Below are 16,578 nucleotides of genomic sequence, written 5' to 3' on the forward strand. Positions count from 1 at the left end.
ATGTCACGTCGCATGACCACGAGCCGCAAGATCTCGATGACGGTACTCGCATGGTTCGTCGGGCTGGTGATCTTCTTCCCGATCCTGTGGACCTTCCTGACCTCGTTCAAGACCGAGCTCCAGGCGATCTCCACCCCGGCGGTCTTCGTCGGCTTCGAATGGACGCTGGAGAACTACCGGACCATCCAGACCCAGTCGAACTACCTCCACTACATGATGAACTCGATCTATTTGTCGCTCGGCTCGACGGCGCTGGGGCTGATCTTCGCCATTCCCGCGGCCTGGGCGATGGCCTTCTCGCCGACCAAGCGGACCAAGGACATCCTGCTGTGGATGCTGTCCACCAAGATGCTGCCGGCCGTCGGCGTGCTGATCCCGATCTACCTGCTGTTCGTGCGCTTCGGCCTTCTGGATTCCCGGCTCGGCCTGATCGTCGTCCTGTTCCTGATCAACCTGCCGATCATCGTCTGGATGCTCTACACCTACTTCAAGGAGATCCCCGGCGAGATCCTTGAGGCGGCGCGCATGGACGGCGCCAATCTGCGCAAGGAGATCACCCAGGTGCTGGCGCCGATGGCAGTGCCGGGCATCGCCTCGACGGTGCTCCTGAACATCATCCTGTCGTGGAACGAAGCGTTCTGGACGCTGAACCTGACGACCTCGAACGCGGCGCCGCTGACCGCCTTCATCGCCTCGTTCTCCAGCCCGCAGGGCAATTTCTACGCCAAGCTCTCCGCGGCCTCGATGCTTGCCATCGCGCCAATCCTCATCGTCGGATGGTTCTCGCAAAAACAGCTTGTGCGTGGCCTCACCTTCGGCGCCGTCAAGTAAGGAGCTTCCGCCATGGGACAGATCCACCTCGAAAAGGTTCGCAAGACCTTCGGCGACGTCGTCATCATTCCCGAGCTCGACCTGAAGATCGAGGACGGCGAGTTCGTGGTCTTCGTCGGCCCGTCCGGCTGCGGCAAGTCCACCCTCCTGCGGCTGATCGCCGGGCTGGAGGATGTGACCGCCGGGCAGATCATGATCGACGGCCAGAATGCTACCGAGCTGCCGCCCGCCAGGCGCGGCCTCGCCATGGTGTTCCAGTCCTACGCGCTCTATCCGCATATGAGCGTGCGCAAGAACATCGCCTTCCCGCTGAAGATGGCCAATATGGACAAGGCCGAGATCGACCGGCGGGTGGATTACGCGGCCAAGACGCTCAATCTCGACGCCTATATCGACCGGCGACCGGGGCAGTTGTCCGGCGGCCAGCGGCAGCGCGTCGCCATCGGCCGGGCAATCGTGCGCGAGCCGGCGGCGTTCCTCTTCGACGAGCCGCTCTCCAATCTCGACGCGGCGCTGCGGGTCGGCATGCGGCTGGAGATTTCCGAGCTGCACCAGCGGCTGAAGACGACGATGGTCTACGTGACCCACGACCAGGTCGAGGCGATGACCATGGCCGACAAGATCGTCGTCCTGCGCGCCGGCAAGGTCGAGCAGGTGGGCTCGCCGCTCGACCTCTACACGGCGCCGCAGAACACCTTCGTCGCCGGCTTCATCGGCTCGCCGAAGATGAATCTCGTGACGGGCGCGGAGGCGCAGCGCTACGGCGTCGAGACGATCGGCATCCGGCCGGAGCACCTCACTCTGTCGACCACGGAAGGGGCCTGGACAGGCACCGTGAAGGTCGCCGAGCATCTGGGCTCCGACACCTTCCTTCATGTGGAATCGCCCATTCACCACGAGCCGCTGACCGTTCGCGCCGGCGGCGAGTTCCCTGTCCATCACGGCGACACGGTCTATCTGACCCCGCAGGAAGACAAGCTGCACCGCTTCGACGGCCAGGGTCTGGCCGTCCGCTAGGACGAGGGCGGCCGGCGGGATCCGCCGCCCCGCAACCGTTCTTGCCCGAACAGCGTCCTGCCGTTCCTGCGCACGCCGAACGCTCGGCAGCCGCGACGATCAGCCCGAGGAGACCTGCCATGAGCGTCCGGCTTTGCGCCGCCAATCTTCCCGACATTGCCGGCAAGGCCGCGGTGCCGAGCTACGACCGCTCGGGCTTGCGTGCCGGCATCGTGCATTTCGGCATCGGCAATTTCCATCGCTCCCATCAGGCGGTCTATCTCGACGCCCTGTTCGAGATGGGGGAGGGGCACGATTTCGCGATCCTCGGCGCGGGCGTCATGCCCTCCGACCAAGCCATGCGCGACAGGCTGGCGGGGCAGGATTACCTGACCACCGTCGTCGAGCAGGACAATGCCAGCACCAGCGCCCGGGTGACCGGCGCGATGATCGACATGCTGCCGGTGGGCGACACGCCGGCCATCGTCGAAAAGCTCGCCGATCCGGCGATCCGGATCGTCTCCCTGACGGTGACCGAGGGCGGCTATTTCATCGACCCGGACGGCAAGTTCGATCCGGCCCATCCGGCGATCGTCGCCGACGCGCAGAACCCCGAGGCGCCGACGACGGTGTTCGGCCTGATCTGCGCCGGGCTGAGGACGCGGCATGCACGCGGCGTTGCGCCCTTCACGGTGATGTCCTGCGACAACATTCCCCATAATGGCAAGGTCTGCGCGGCCGCCGTCATCGGCATGGCGAGTCTCGTCGATGGCGCGCTGGCCGAATGGATCGCGGCGAATGTCGCCTTTCCGAACGGCATGGTGGACCGCATCACCCCGGCGACCAGCCAACGCGAGATCGATCATTGCCGTGAGACACTGGGCATCGACGATGCCTGGCCGGTCTATTGCGAGGAATTCAAGCAATGGGTGCTGGAGGACGATTTTCCCGCCGGACGGCCGGCGCTGGAGAAGGTCGGCGTGCAGTTCGTGCCCGACGTCACACCCTACGAGCATATGAAGATCCGCATCCTCAATGGCGGCCATGCGATCATCGCCTATCCGGCGGGGCTGCTGGACGTGCATTTCGTGCATGAGGCGATGCAGACCGATCTCGTTGCGCGCTTTCTCGACAAGATCGAGACCGAGGAAATCCTGCCGATCCTGCCGCCGGTGCCCGACACCGATCTCGGCACCTATTACGCCCTGATCAAGCGGCGGTTCGGCAATCCGAAGATCGGCGACACGATCCGCCGCCTGTGCCTCGACGGCTCGAACCGCCAGCCGAAATTCATCGTGCCGTCGGTGCTCGACAATCTGCAGGCGGGGCGCAGCCCCACGGGCCTGGCGCTCGAAAGCGCGCTGTGGTGCCGCTACTGCCGGGGTGTCACCGATTCCGGCGCGGCGATCGCGCCCAACGATCCGGATTGGGATCACCTGACCGAACGGGCCCGGGCCGCCGAAACCGACCCGATGGCCTGGCTCTCGATGGAGGCGGTCTATGGCGGGCTGAAGGACGAGTCGCGCTTTGCCGAGCCCTTTGCGGACTGGCTGCGCATGCTGGCGGCGAAAGGCACCGCCGACACGCTCCGGACTTATCTCGGGCAAGACTGACGCGGTCCCAGCTTCCGGATACGGACGCGGCCCGTCGAGCTTCCCACGCAGGTTGATCCGGTCGTTCCCGTAGCCGGCGGATCGCTTCTTCATGAGGATTTCCGCGTTTCCGGAGCAGGTCGCATACGCTGTCGGCTCGTAAGGTTTCGCAAGGATTACGGATCGCCATGGCAGCGCGCCACGAGCGCGCTGGGTGATTAATCATGATCAGATTTGTCATGTTATGATCCGCAGCCGGCGATGGTCCATCGCCGACCGCGCTTGATGGTGCCCCGCGCGCGGCGCTGCCGGTATAGTCGCGGTCTGCGCGAATATATTCCTCAGAACTACTCGTCCTCATTCCCGGCTTGGAAGTTTAGGCGCGCATGCGCGCCAGCTCCGTAGGCACCTATCCGTCCCGCAGTCGACCTTTCCTTTAGCCGCGCAAGCAACTCGGATGAAACGTTCGGCGCGGTCACCGCCTTTCTCGGGTCAGGCAACGAGGAACGCTCGGCTGAGCGATCCGCGCATCAACCCGCCAGTTCGCAGGGTGAACCGCGCATGCGCCGACAAAGGAGACGATCATGGTTACGACAGTTGGAACAGAGACCGACATCAAGTCGCTGGTTCGCGATCTCATCATCCTCGAGCACGATGCCATCGCGGCGTATGAGACCTGCATCGAGAATCTGAGCGACAAGAGCCTTGCGACGCAGGTTGCCGCCTTCCGCAAGGATCACCAGCAGCATCTCGACGTGCTGCATGAGATGGCCCGCGAACTCTCGTTCGATCCGCCGACCTCCGGCGACATGAAGCAGGTCCTGACCACGGGCAAGGTCGCGCTGGCCGGGCTCATGGGCGACGCCACGATCCTCAAGGCCATGAAGACCAACGAGGACGACACCGTCGCGGCCTATCGGCGCGCCGCCGACCATGGCGATGCGGTGCCGAAGTCCAAGGCCTTCTTCGCCAGCGCGCTGGCCGATGAGGAGCGTCACCGCGCCTGGATGGACAGCACGGCGGCCAGCCTCTGATCTCCGGATATCCCGGCATCCGCCGGCCCCACTGAACCAGACTTACCGAAACTGAAGGGACAGATCATGTTTCACCATTCGTCCAAGCTCCAGTACACCGTCCGCGTCGACAAGCCCGATCCGCAGTTCGCCAAGCTCCTGCAGCAGGCGATCGGCGGCATCGAGGGCGAGATCCGCGTCGCCATGCAGTATTTCTTCCAGGCCATGGGCGCGCGGGGCGACGACCGCATCCGCAACCTGCTGATGTCGACCGCGACGGAAGAGCTGTCCCATATCGAGTTCCTCGGCCATGCGGTCGCGCTGAACCTTGAGGGCGCCCCGGTGAGCGCACAGGAGGAAGCGGCCAAGGATCCGGTGGTCCACGCCATTCTCGGCGGCGCCAATCCGCGCCACCTCCTGTCCTCGGGTCTGTCGGCCATGCCGGTGAACGCGAACGGCGTGCCCTTCGATCTCAGCCATGTCTATGCCACCGGCAACGTCGCCGCCGACATGATGGCGAATGTCACCGCCGAGGCCGGCGGCCGCGTGCTGGCGTCGCGGCTCTACAACTGGACCGAGGATGCCGGCATGAAGGACATGCTGTCCTTCCTGATCGCCCGCGACACCATGCACCAGCAGCAGTGGCTGGCCGTGCTGGAAGAGATGGGCGGCCTGACGGCGTCGCTGCCGGTGCCGAACTCCACGCCGGAGAGCCACGAGGCGACCGAGCACTCCTACTACTACCTCAACACGCATCTCGACGAGGACGCCCCGCAGGGTCGCTGGGCCTCCGGTCCGTCCCTGGACGGCCGCGGCGAGTTCTCCGTCAAGGCGCAGCCTGAGCCGCTCGGCCAGAAGCCGACGCTCGGCAAGGCCAAGCCGAATTCCGGCGCCCAGACCGAGCAGATCTGAGCCTGAAACGTGCCGGGCGGGACAATTCCCGCCCGGCACTCCGTCTTATCCGATGCGGCACGCGCCGGTCTCGTCACGCCCTTGGCGGCGACGGGGCCGGCGTTGTCGTTCGCGCGCTCTGGTTCAGAGCGGCAGGCTGAACTGCGTTGGGATCTCATCCGGCATACCCTCGCGTATGAGCGAGGAGAGCGCGACGCCCAGGAGCCGCACGCCCTTGTCGAAGGGCATGGCCGCGCCCAGCAGGGAGAGTGCGATGCGTTCGAGATCATCGCGCGAGGCAACCGGCTGGACCGCGGAGCGGGCCCGGGTGATCTGCTGGAAATCGGCAAACTTGACCTTCAGCGTGACCGTGCGGCCGCGAATGGTGCTGGTCTCGCAATAGCGCCAGACCTTGTCGAGGACCGGCTGCAGGGCCTCGCGCATCTCGTCAAAGGCGAAGAGATCGGTGCCGAAGGTGTTTTCCGCGCCCACCGACTTGCGGATGCGGTTGGCGCGCACCGGGCGTTCGTCGACGCCGCGGGAGATGGAATAGTAATAGGGGCCGGTCTTGCCGAAATGCTCCTGCAGGAAGGGAAGCGATTTGTCGCGGAGGTCGCGCCCTGTGTGAATGCCGAAGCGCTGCATCTTGGCCGCCGTCGCCGGACCGACGCCATGGAAGCGGCCAACCGGGAGATCCTCGACGAAGCCCGGCCCCATGGCCGGTGTGACGACGAAGATTCCGTCCGGCTTGCGGTAGTCGGACGCCAGCTTGGCGAGGAACTTGTTGTAGGACACGCCGGCCGAGGCGGTCAGCCCGGTCACGTCCCGGATGCGCTGGCGGATCATTTCCGCGATCTGCGTCGCGGAGGGGATGTCGTGGAGGTTCTCGGTGACGTCGAGATAGGCCTCGTCCAGCGACAGCGGCTCGATGATCGGTGTGTGCTCGGCGAAGATCGCGCGGATCTCGGCCGAGATCGCCTTGTAGACCTCGAAGCGCGGCTTGACGAAGATCAGGTCGGGGCAGCGCCGCCGCGCGGTGACCGAGGGCATGGCGGAGCGCACGCCGTACACCCGCGCCTCGTAGCTCGCCGCCGCCACGACGCCGCGTTCGCGCGAGCCGCCGACTGCGACAGGCCGCCCGCGCAGGGACGGATCGTCCCGCTGCTCGACCGAGGCATAGAAGGCGTCCATGTCGATATGGATGATCTTGCGCTGCCTGGCGGGCGCGGCGGGCTGCGCATCCGGCGCGTCGCCTGCCGCCGGCATGTGCGTCTCCCGCACGATCGCGTTGTCTGGGGGCGCCTCGTCCATCCGCCTGCCGTCGTCACCACATCCGTCCGACATTCCGCTTGCGCGGTCACGCTGGCGGGCAAAGGCTCCGCGCGGCGCGCACCGGGGCGTGGCGGTTCGGCGTTTGTTCGACCTAGCAGAAACGCGCCGGACTGGCTGCAGCAAAACCGTGACATCATGTCCTGCCGTACGCCCCGCTTCCGGCGATTGGCGCCATGGCACGCCGCACCTAGATAGCGCGCATGGCGGGGCAGAAGGGCAGGCGTGACGAGGCGGAGGAGTGCTGGCTGTGCGGCCGGACGCTGGGCCGTCGCATCGAATGCATCATCCGCAGCCCAAGAGCCGCGGCGGACGACAGGTCGTCCCGGTCCACCCGATCTGCCATCGCACCATCCACGCCAGCTTTACCAATGCGGAACTCGACCGGATGACGGCGGACGGGATTTCGATGTCGCAGCATCCCGCCATCGCGCGGTTCCTCGGCTGGATCGCCGGCAAGCCGCCGGATTTCCACGCGCCCACCCGCAAGAAGAGCTGAGGACGGCGACAGCGGCGGTCGCACACGTGCCTTGGAACCTTGCGCGCGCTGCGCCGCTGTTGCCACGCGCCTTCGCCCGCAATCGGACAACCCGGCCTGTCATGACCCAGCCCAGCATCAGCCTTGTCGGCAACGCCCCGCACGAGCGGGACCGCTCCGCCGCGATCGACGCCAGCGACATCATCATCCGCATCAACAATTGCTTCGGCCTCGGCGGGGTCAACGGCAGTCGCACGACGCATCTCTTCCTGATCAATTGCGGCGGGCAGATGCGGGAATGGCTGGACGATCCCGATTTCCTGGCACGTCCGGCGGTAGCCCAGGCCGGCGAAATCCTGCTGCCGATCCATCCGGGCAAGGACGACCTGATCGCGCCGCCCCTCACCGATGCCGAACGCAAAGTCCCCGATGCCCGCAACTGGGCGCCGGAAGCCGAAGCGATGCTGCGTGCCGATGGCCGGACGGTGACCCGGGTCGACGTCGACATTTTCCTGCGGGCATGCGCCGTCATCGGCTATGCGCGGCCGCAGCGCGACATGAGCGCCCCGTCCACGGGTCTCATCGCGCTCCTCTGGGCGCTCGAGACGTTCGGCGGCCCGATCGACGTCTACGGCTTCGGCTTCGGCGGCTGGGACGGACATCGCTGGAACCGCGAACGGGCGTTTTTCGAGCGGATGCAGGACGAGGGCCGGGCGCGGCTGCATCCGCTTTCCTGACCGCGACGCATCGTCGCTTTCGCGAAGTGTCCTGCCGTTGCAGCGGCATATTCGTGTTCTGGCTGCTCCCGCGATGCGGAATTTTCGTTTGCCGCGACCATGAATCGGCAGCCGTGCCGGGCCGCCGCGCTACCTGCCATGTCCTGTTTCCCATTGATCGAAAGCACGACATGGCAGCGTTCGACATCCATTTCGCGAGCGGCACCGACCCGCGGTCCCTCATCCAGCGGGAGGGCCGGGCATGACCAGGCCGATCGCGTTTTTCGTGCATCACCAGGGGCGGGGGCATGCCAACCGGACGATGGCGCTGGTCGAGGCGTTTTCGCGCACGCGGCCGGTGTCGGTGCTGACGGCGGGACCGCATCTGTTCGAGGGTTTCTCGCGGGACATCGAGCTGATCACGCTGCCGAACATGATCGGCGCCGGCGTGCCGACGGAGCGGCTCTATGCCGAGCCGACACCGCCGGCGCTGCATTGCGTGCCGCTGGGTCTGAAGGAAATGCGCGGCACGATGCGCGCCATCATCGACCATCTCGATGCGCGTGACGTCGGGCTGTTCGTCGTGGACGTGTCGTCGGAGATCGCGCTTCTGTCGCGGATCGCCTCGGTCCCCGCCGTGCAGATCCGCATGCATGGCGACCGCTCGGATACCGGCCATATCGCCAGCTACGAATCCAGCGTCGGCATGCTGGCGCCTTTCGACGAAAGCCTCGAACAGGACGATTATCCGGCGCATCTGCGCGCCAAGACCTTCTATTCGGGCGGGCTCTGCACGACCCGCGATCCGGTGCCGACGCGCGAGGCGGCGCGGCGCAAGCTCGGCCTCGATCCGACGCGCGAAACCATCGTCGTCCTGACCGGCGGTGGCGGCGCCGGCACGCCCTACGCGCCGCTCACCGTCGGCGCGCGCGCCCTGCCGGAGGCCGACTGGCTGGTGCTCGGGCCGACGCTCAAGGAGGGCCACGAGACCGACTTTTCCAATCTGCGCGAACTCGGCTGGGTGTCGAACGTCACCGACTACCTGGCGGCGGCCGACATCGTCGTGGCGTCCGCGGGCGACAACACGGTCACCGAGATCGCCCGGGTCGGCCGGCCGCTCGTGATCGCCCCGGAATGGCGCTATTTCAACGAGCAGACCCGCAAGGCCGAGGCGATGGCTGCAGTGGGCGCCGCCGTCCACGCCCAGCGCTGGCCCGGCGATCTCGCCGGCTGGCAGGGCCTGATGGAGGAGGCGCGGCGGCTCGACCCGGCGCGGATCGCACCGCTCTACCGCAAGGATGCCGCACAGAGGGCGGCGAACTGGCTAGAAAGCCTGACGGACGAATTGTGGGGCGAGGGCCAGCAGCCGCTGGCCGCCACCGGCTAGGGTGCGCGAAGCCGCGACCAGTGTCCGCTTCGCGCCTAGCTGAAGCGGACGCTGTCCGGCTGGCGGGCGGCTGCCAACTCTTCGGGTGTCGGCCGGCGCCGCGCGACGATCTCGTCGCCGGCCGGGTCCCAGTCGATCAGGCCCCGTTCGGCGAACTGGCCGAGCCAGTAATTCATGCACCAGCGCCGATGCTTGGCGTGGAAGCGGCGGGCATTGGCCAGAATGGCGTCGAAATGCGGCAGCGGCGGCACGTGGACCGTGTGATGCTGGTGATAGGCACGGGCCCCGGCCGTCCAGTAGAGCGGCACGCCGGCCGGATCGAGACGCGCGGCGAGATCTGTCTCTTCGCCGCCATAGCCGACGAAGCGCTCGTCCATGCCGCCGAGCCGCTCCCAGGTGGCCTTGCGCACCGCGAAGGACAGGCCCCAGAACTCGCCCGTATTCGCCTCGCGCCGCAGGCCGGTGCGGGGCATGTCGGGCTTGGACGGGTGCACGATGCCGACGGCGTCGAGCGCGTCGAAATCCAGCGCGCCGTCAATGGCGCCGCCCGGCAGATACAGGACATCGCCGAGGAAGAAGCCGTCGGTCTCAGCGCAGGCCTCGGTGAAGCGCGCGACGACGCCGGGTGCGGCGACGCAGTCCACATCGAGAAAGATCAGCGTCTCGCCCGTCGCCGCCTCGGCGGCGCGGTTGCGCGCGGCGGCCAAAGGCAGGTCGTCGCCCGCCACCGTGAACTGGCGTACCGGGATGCCGATCTCCGGCAGGTCCGGCTCGATGGCCGGCTGCATGCAGGCGATGACGAGTTCGTCCGGCTTGCGGGTCTGCCGGCGCAGGCTCTCCATCAGGTTCAGAAGATGCGGCCGCCGGTTACGGGTCAGGGTGAGAAGGCTGACCGTCACTGGATCGGCGCCCGTCCGGCGCGGGTCCGGAAATGGGTCACGCCCTCGATGATGCCGCGGGCATGGCTCTGCCGCGCGACATAGGAATGGGACAGGTCGGACCGGCTGGCGAGACTGTCGGAATAGTTCGCCACGATGATCGACTGTGGCACCGAGCGCAGCATCTCGATATCGTTGCCGCTGTCGCCGGCCGCAAAGACCGCCTCGTCGGGCAGGGACAGGCGCTGGCGCAGATAGGTGATCGCCGCGCCCTTCGATGCGGTGACCGGCAGGATGTCGAGATAGCGGCCGTGGCTGTGGATGACGGCGGCGGCCAGTCCGCGGCGCTGGAGATGCGCCCGGATGCCGGCGACGATGCTGCGGTCGCCCTCGGCCAGATAGCTGAGCTTGAAGGCGCGCTGTTCCAGCGGCGCCTGCGGGGCGATGCCCGGATAGTCGGCCAGCGCCGCGGCGATCCGCCGGCGCTGCCAGCCGGTGGCGATGCGCCGGCTCCAATCGCGGTCGCGCCGGTAGGTGACGCCGTTCGGCTCGAGGAAATAGATCTCGGTGCCGACCGAGGAGATGATGATCTTCGGGTTCGGTGCGGCCTGCTGTTCGAGGATCGAGAGCGCGCTGTGCAGCGAGCGTCCGGTCGCGACGGCGAAGTCCAGCGCGGTCTCGCGGGCATGCCAGCGGGTGAAGGCCTGGATGCAGGCGTCCGAGCCGGTCAGCGTGTTGTCGATGTCGCAGACGAGCAGCTGCGGCTGGTGGATGATCTGCGCCGGCTTCGCACCGGCGACCAGCCGTTCGACCAGTTGCCGGCAGCGCTCGGCATGCCGGGTCCAGTCATAGGCGTCCACGGCTATGGCACCGTTGGCGGCGTAGGTCGCGTGAAGCGCCGGATCCTCGAGAATCGCGCGGCAGGCGCCGGCAATGGCGTCGGGTTCGTGCGGGTTGACGAGGCGGCCGTTGTTGCAGCGCTCGATGATATCGTTCGGCCCACCACTGTCGGTGGCCACGAGCGGCAGCCCGCTTGCCGCCGCTTCCAGCAGCGTCAGGCCGAAGGGCTCGTTCAGTGCCGGATTGACGAAGATGCCGCCGCGGGCGCGGGCATGGGCGTAGAGGGCCGGAATGTCTGACGGCCGATGGGTCTTGGGCACCGCGACGCGGCCATAGAGGTCGTGGCGATCGATCGCCTCCAGGATCGCGCGCATCTGGCCGGCGGCTTCCTCGCCGAGCTCGCAGAGATCGCCGCGGGTGCCGGCGACGATCACCAGATTGGCGTTCTCGCGCAGCCAGGGATCGCGGCCGAAGGCTTCGACGAGCATCGGCAGGTTCTTCTTGGCGACCGGGCGGGCGATCGCCAGGACGACCGGTTTGTCCGGTTCGCGCAGGAAAGGCGCGATCATCGCATCGACGGCTTCGGTGGTGGTCGCGCCGCGATAGGCCTCGAGATCGCTGCCGGGCTCGATGATCCGGATCTTGCCCGGCTCGTAGCTGTCATAGGCGGCGTACTGGACCTCGGCCTCGTCGCGCGACGAGGCGATGACAAGGTTGGCGGCCGCGAAGGTCCGTTCCTCGATGGCGATGCGCCGGTCGAGGACGGCAGCGGTCTCCGCCGGGATATCGCCGGTGCTCATGGCCGCGCGCTTGACGCGGCCGAGCGAATGGCCGGTGAACAGGAAGGGAATGCCGGTCTTCGCGCGCACCAGTTCGGCGACGGTCCCGGCATCGGCGTAATGGGCGTGCAGGCAGGTTGGCGCCTCGGGCTGATCGCCGAGCCATTCCAGCAAATGCCCGGCGAAGCTGGCGGTCTCGGTGAAGAGTTCCTCCTTCGCCAGATATTCGGGACGGTCGGTCGGCAGCCGGAGGATCTCGACCTTGTCGTCGATCCGCTCCCAGCCCGGCCGGTACTCGTCGCCATACTCGCTGTCGAAGCCGCGCGTGGCGATGACGATACGGTCGATGCCGGGCGTCCTGGCCTGGGCCGCCACCAGCTCGAGCAGATATTTGATGTGGCCGCCCGTGTCCGGGGTCAGGCCATAGCTGACATCGGTTGCCCGGAGGCAGCCCTGAAGAGCGACGTGTACGACGAACAAGGCGCCTACCTCTTCCGTTTGGATACTGACGAATTGGTCTGACCGCCCATATGGCCGGCGATGAAACCGCTTCGAGTCGCTCAGGTCGCCCCTAACATTTTTCCGACGCCCCCGGATCTGTCCGGCGGGACGGAACGGATCGTTCACGATCTGTCCAAGGCGTTGGATTCACTGGGGGTCTCCGTCACCCTCTTCGCCCCCTCCGACAGCAGGTGCGACATTCCGCGCATCGGTACGCTGCCGAGCCTGAAGGGGCTGGAAGAGCGCCATGGGTCGGTTCCACCTTCGATCCCGCAGGTTCTGGAGGCGGTCCAGATGGAGGAATTGCGCAGACGGCTAAGCGATTTCGATATCGTCCACTGCCATGGCGAGTTCTTCCATGCAGCGCTCCTGGGCGAGCGGCGGCGGCATTCGCTGACCACCATTCACTGGCGCGTCGACGAACTCGACCGGGAGCTGTTCTTCGCCGCCTTCCCCGACCTGCCTGTGGCCGGCATCTCGCAAAGCCAGCTCGACCGGATTCCGGCCGCCAACCGCGCCGGCGTGGTGCATCATGGCCTCGACGAGAGCCGCTATCGCGCAGGGCCGGGCGACGGGGGCTATGCCGCCTTCGTAGGCCGGATGACCGACCAGAAGCAGCCGGATGCCGCGATCCGCATCGCACAGGCTGCGGGCATGCCGATCCGGCTGGCCGGGGCCGTCGATGTCGGCAATCCCACCTATTTCGACGAGAAGGTCGCGCCGCTGCTCGGCGAGGAGGCCCGGTTCGTCGGTCCGGTGGACGATGCGGGCAAGCAGGCCTTGCTCGGCGCGGCGACGGCGCTGCTGTTTCCCATCGACTGGCCCGAACCCTTCGGCCTCGTGATGATCGAGGCAATGGCCTGCGGAACACCGGTGATCGCCTTCGACCGGGGCTCGGTGCCCGAGATCGTCGAGGATGGCGTCACCGGCTTCGTGGTGCGCGACGAGGCCGAGGCGGCGGCGGCGCTGCGGAAAATCGGCACTCTCGACCGCGATGCGATCCGTGCGCGCTTCGAGGCGCGGTTCACCGCCAGGCGGATGGCCGAGGATTACCTGCGGCTCTATCGCGAGCTTCTGGCCCGATGAGCCGGTTTCGCACCGCGCTGATCGCCTGGGACTATCCGCCGAGCGCCAGCGGCCTTGCCGTCGCCGCCCGCGAGATCGCCGAAAGCCTCGCGGCGGCCGGCGCGGAGGCCTATGTCTACACGCTGGACCGGGAGGGGAGCGAAGTGATCGGGGGCGTGCGGGTGATCGGTTGCCAGCCGCCCGAAGGCGGGGCCGGACCCTGGCTGCGGCGACGGGCGGCGATCGGCCATCTGGTGGCGCCGCGCTGGTTCGCGGCCCGCATCGCGGCAGATCATCGGCAGAGGCCCTTCGACTGTCTGGAGGCGACGAACTGGTACGCGCCGGGGGCGTTTGCCAGCCGGATCCCGGACCTGCCCTTCGTCACCCGCCATTCCACCCCGGCGATCTCGACCGGCGCCATCTCCGGCGGCCTGCGCGACCGGCTTGACGGACGCTATGCCTGCCACCTGGAGGCGAGGACGGCGCGGCGGTCGGCCGGCCATATCTTCAACACGCAGAGCCATGGTGAGAAGGTGCGGGCCCTCTACGGGCTCGATGAGACCTCGCCGCAGGCGGTCATCGGCCTGTCGCTGCCGCCGGAGCGTCTGGCGCGCGCGGCCGGGGCACCCTATCCGCCGGCGGGGGAGGAACTGCGCCTGCTCTTTGTCGGCCGCGCCGAGGCGCGCAAGGGCTTCGATTGCCTGATGGGGGCGCTGTCGATCCTTGCCGACGACGTCGCCACTGGAGCATTGCCGCGCTTCCGGCTCGATCTCGTCGGGATCGGCGCGGAAGATCTGCCGCCGCTCGACGATCGCGCCCGGTCCTGTCTCATGCTGCACGGCCGGCTCGACGACGCTGAGCTCGATGCGGCCTACCGGGAGGCCGACCTGGTCGTCGCGCCATCGCGCTACGAATCCTTCGGCCTCGTCTACCAGGAGGCGCTGGCCTTCGGGCGACCGGTGATCGGGCTGTCCGTAGACCCGTCCGCCCGCCGGGTCGTCGTCGACAGCGGGGCCGGTCTCCTGGCCGCCGACGCCTCCGGCGCGGCCCTTGCCGATGTCCTGCGCCCGGCCCTGGGCGATGCCGATCTGCGCCTGAAACTCCATCGCCGGGCGGTGGCGGCGGCGGGGCGCTTTACCCGCCAGACGCTCGGCGAGGAGACGCTGGCGCTATACGAAGCGGCGAGGGCGTTCCGGCGTCAGTCGGCGTAGGGCGTCAGCAGCGCGTCGCGCTCGAACAGGCGGCCCTTGCCGGGCTGCAACGCCTCGTAGCGCTCGGAGCGTCGTTCGACATGGGCCCGGGACAGATGGTGCTCGATGACGAGGTTCGGGGCGACGAAGCTGTCGCGCCAGCCACCGGCGAGGGCCGGCCGTTCATGGACCTTGCCGGCATAGCGCAGGGAGCGACGGTTCAGACGGTACTGGATGTCGGGGAAGAGATCGGAGAGGACCCCGTCCACGCGGTTGCGGCGCGCCAGCCCGACGGAGAGGCAGCCGCCCGCGTCGGCAAGGGCCGCGACATGGCCGAGGGCGGCGAGCGTTTCCCCATCAACGGTTTCGTCGGCGTCGAGCTGCAGCACCCACTCGTGCCGGGCCATCTCCTGTCCAGCATTGCGCTGGGCCGCGAAATCGCCGGCGAGCGGCCGTTGCAGGATGCGGATCGTGTCGGGCCAGTCGGCCGGCGGCATGAGGTCGGCCGTGGGCGGTTCGTCGACGACGATGCAGAGATCGTCGAGGATGCTGGCGACCGGGCCGAGCTGATCGCGAAGATTGCTCAGGTCGCCGGGACGGCAGATGACCACGAGCGACACCGGCACCGGAGGGGACGCGGCGAGTGGATGGAGGTCGGTGATGGCCGGGCAGTCCGTATAGGGATTGCGCAGGCCCGCCCGCTGTTCGTCGCCCACCGGGCTGGCGACGAGGCCGCGTGACAGTGCCAGGGTCCGCGCGCTGTAGCTTTCGACGAAGAACGGGTCCTCCGGCGCCAGAGTGAAACGCCCGCTGGCCAGGCGGGCATCGATCAGGGCCGGCAGCCGCCCCGATGCGAGGGCGGCCGCGTCTACGAGAAGACCGCAATGGCCGCATTCGCGCCAGGCCGCCTGGTGGCGGGCGGCGCGCTCGGTGACCCGTATGTCGCGGGCGCGGCAGACGGGACAACGCGGCAACCGGGTCTCCGGCGCAGCGGCCATCGGAACCGTGCCTCGTGTCCCGTCCTGAAGCGTCACGCCGTCAGGCCCCGACGATGTAGCCACCATTCGGGTGAAGGACCTGGCCGGTCATGTAGGAGGAGTCCTGGCAGGCGAGGAACAGCACCGACGGGGCGATCTCGTTGGGCTGTCCCGCCCGCTTCATCGGGGCCTGCTCGCCGAACCCCTCGACCTTCTCGGCCGGCATCGACATGGGAATGAACGGCGTCCAGACCGGCCCCGGCGCAACACCGTTCACGCGGATATTGCGGTCGAGGAGGTTGCTGGCCATGGAGCGGGTGAGGGCGGTGATCGCACCCTTGGTGGAGGAATAGGCGATCAGGGAATCGTTCCCCTTGTAGCTGTTCACCGAGGTCACGTTCACGATGGCCGCGCCGTCCGGCAGGTGATCCAGCGCCGCCTGCATCATGTAGACATAGCCGTAGACATTGGTCTCGAAATGCTTGGCGAGTTCGGCCTGCGAAAGGTTCTGCAGGTCGTTCTCCTCCATCTGGTGGGCGGCGTTGTTGACCAGCACGTCCAGCCCGCCGAAGGCCTCGACCGTCCGCTTCACGGCGTCGGTGCAGAACGCCTTGTCGCGCACGTCGCCGCGGATCAGCAGGCACTCGGCGCCCTCCGCCTCGATGGCGTTCTTCGTCTCCTCGGCGTCCTTGTCCTCCTCGAGATAGAGGATCGCGACCTTGGCCTTCTCGCGGGCAAACAGCACCGCCGAGGCGCGCCCGATGCCGCTGTCGCCGCCGGTGATCAGGGCCACCTTGCCGTCGAGCCGCCCGGAGCTCGGGTAGCGGGGCATGTAGTCCGGCGCCGGCGTCATCTCGGTCTCGCGGCCCGGCGTCGCGTCCTGGTGCTGGGCGGGAATGGAACTCGTCATCTGGCTATCCTTCTGTTCGTCGTCCGCTTTTGGGGAAAGACGCAGAAGGCCGGCGGTCCGTTCCCTCCTCGGCCGCTCGAACTTGACTATGAAAGTCATATTATTATACCCGCCCTGACGGGGGCAAACACGGGGAACGGACATGACCGACATTCATCGGAGCGGCATCGGCTGGCCGAAACGGCCGTGCAGCATCCGCGTCCGG

General features: G+C 67.5%; 15 protein-coding genes. 10 read left to right on the plus strand and 5 right to left on the minus strand.

Annotated features, from left to right (window positions below):
* The 5 genes from ACEQX1_RS15190 to ACEQX1_RS15210 all read left to right on the plus strand — a co-directional run bounded on the left by ACEQX1_RS15190 (position 1) and on the right by ACEQX1_RS15210 (position 5,344).
* Positions 1–831 carry a carbohydrate ABC transporter permease gene (locus ACEQX1_RS15190; protein WP_187392642.1) on the plus strand — a complete coding sequence of 277 codons (831 nt, stop codon included), beginning with the start codon at positions 1–3 and terminating at the stop codon, positions 829–831.
* Positions 832–843: 12 nt separating this feature from the next.
* On the plus strand, positions 844–1,848 hold the full coding sequence (locus tag ACEQX1_RS15195) for an ABC transporter ATP-binding protein (protein WP_370196996.1): 1,005 nt from the start codon (positions 844–846) through the stop codon (positions 1,846–1,848).
* 119 nt (positions 1,849–1,967) lie between these two features.
* On the plus strand, positions 1,968–3,440 hold the full coding sequence (locus ACEQX1_RS15200; RefSeq protein WP_370196997.1) for a mannitol dehydrogenase family protein: 1,473 nt from the start codon (positions 1,968–1,970) through the stop codon (positions 3,438–3,440).
* Between the two features lie 563 nt (positions 3,441–4,003).
* Complete coding sequence (locus ACEQX1_RS15205) at positions 4,004–4,453, plus strand: DUF2383 domain-containing protein (RefSeq protein WP_009208420.1); 450 nt, start codon at positions 4,004–4,006, stop codon at positions 4,451–4,453.
* 66 nt (positions 4,454–4,519) lie between these two features.
* Entirely contained in the window at positions 4,520–5,344 is an 825-nt protein-coding gene (locus ACEQX1_RS15210) for a manganese catalase family protein (RefSeq protein WP_009208421.1), read from the plus strand.
* Positions 5,345–5,467: 123 nt separating this feature from the next.
* Here the strand turns inward: ACEQX1_RS15210 and dinB are convergent, their stop codons facing one another.
* Positions 5,468–6,589, minus strand: a complete 1,122-nt coding sequence (dinB, locus tag ACEQX1_RS15215; RefSeq protein WP_370196998.1) for a DNA polymerase IV — start codon at positions 6,587–6,589, stop codon at positions 5,468–5,470.
* A gap of 343 nt (positions 6,590–6,932) precedes the next feature.
* Between dinB and ACEQX1_RS15220 the strand changes: the two genes are divergently transcribed.
* From ACEQX1_RS15220 to ACEQX1_RS15230, 3 genes are all read left to right on the plus strand, one after another.
* Positions 6,933–7,151 carry an HNH endonuclease gene (locus tag ACEQX1_RS15220; RefSeq protein ID WP_370194516.1) on the plus strand — a complete coding sequence of 73 codons (219 nt, stop codon included), beginning with the start codon at positions 6,933–6,935 and terminating at the stop codon, positions 7,149–7,151.
* Positions 7,152–7,252: 101 nt separating this feature from the next.
* On the plus strand, positions 7,253–7,867 hold the full coding sequence (locus ACEQX1_RS15225; RefSeq protein ID WP_370194517.1) for a hypothetical protein: 615 nt from the start codon (positions 7,253–7,255) through the stop codon (positions 7,865–7,867).
* 241 nt (positions 7,868–8,108) lie between these two features.
* Entirely contained in the window at positions 8,109–9,233 is a 1,125-nt protein-coding gene (locus ACEQX1_RS15230; RefSeq protein WP_370194518.1) for a glycosyltransferase, read from the plus strand.
* A 35-nt stretch (positions 9,234–9,268) separates the two neighbouring features.
* Here ACEQX1_RS15230 and ACEQX1_RS15235 read toward each other — a convergent pair whose 3' ends face one another.
* Entirely contained in the window at positions 9,269–10,132 is an 864-nt protein-coding gene (locus ACEQX1_RS15235; RefSeq protein WP_370194519.1) for a glycosyltransferase family 2 protein, read from the minus strand.
* The gene (locus ACEQX1_RS15240) at positions 10,129–12,210 is read right to left on the minus strand and encodes an HAD-IIB family hydrolase (RefSeq protein WP_370194520.1); all 2,082 of its coding nucleotides are present in this window, start codon (positions 12,208–12,210) and stop codon (positions 10,129–10,131) included. Before ACEQX1_RS15240 ends, ACEQX1_RS15235 begins: the two co-directional genes overlap by 4 nt.
* A 60-nt stretch (positions 12,211–12,270) precedes the next feature.
* Here ACEQX1_RS15240 and ACEQX1_RS15245 point away from each other — a divergent pair, with 60 nt between their 5' ends.
* Entirely contained in the window at positions 12,271–13,317 is a 1,047-nt protein-coding gene (locus ACEQX1_RS15245) for a glycosyltransferase family 4 protein (RefSeq protein WP_370194521.1), read from the plus strand.
* Positions 13,314–14,507: a glycosyltransferase family 4 protein gene (locus ACEQX1_RS15250; protein WP_370196999.1), complete on the plus strand. Its 1,194-nt coding sequence runs from the start codon at positions 13,314–13,316 to the stop codon at positions 14,505–14,507. The genes ACEQX1_RS15245 and ACEQX1_RS15250 overlap by 4 nt, the downstream gene beginning before the upstream one ends.
* On the opposite strand, the gene ACEQX1_RS15255 is transcribed toward ACEQX1_RS15250, so the two are convergent.
* Together ACEQX1_RS15255 and ACEQX1_RS15260 are read right to left on the minus strand one after the other, a co-directional pair.
* On the minus strand, positions 14,495–15,460 hold the full coding sequence (locus tag ACEQX1_RS15255; RefSeq protein WP_370197000.1) for a hypothetical protein: 966 nt from the start codon (positions 15,458–15,460) through the stop codon (positions 14,495–14,497). The two genes, ACEQX1_RS15250 and ACEQX1_RS15255, sit on opposite strands and share 13 nt — an antisense overlap.
* 64 nt (positions 15,461–15,524) lie before the next feature.
* Positions 15,525–16,373, minus strand: coding sequence for an SDR family oxidoreductase (locus ACEQX1_RS15260; protein ID WP_370194524.1), 849 nt, complete (start codon positions 16,371–16,373; stop codon positions 15,525–15,527).
* Positions 16,374–16,578: the final 205 nt, after the last annotated feature.

The organism is Aurantimonas sp. (genome assembly GCF_964217435.1).
Classification (GTDB): Bacteria; Pseudomonadota; Alphaproteobacteria; order Rhizobiales; family Rhizobiaceae; genus Aurantimonas; species Aurantimonas coralicida.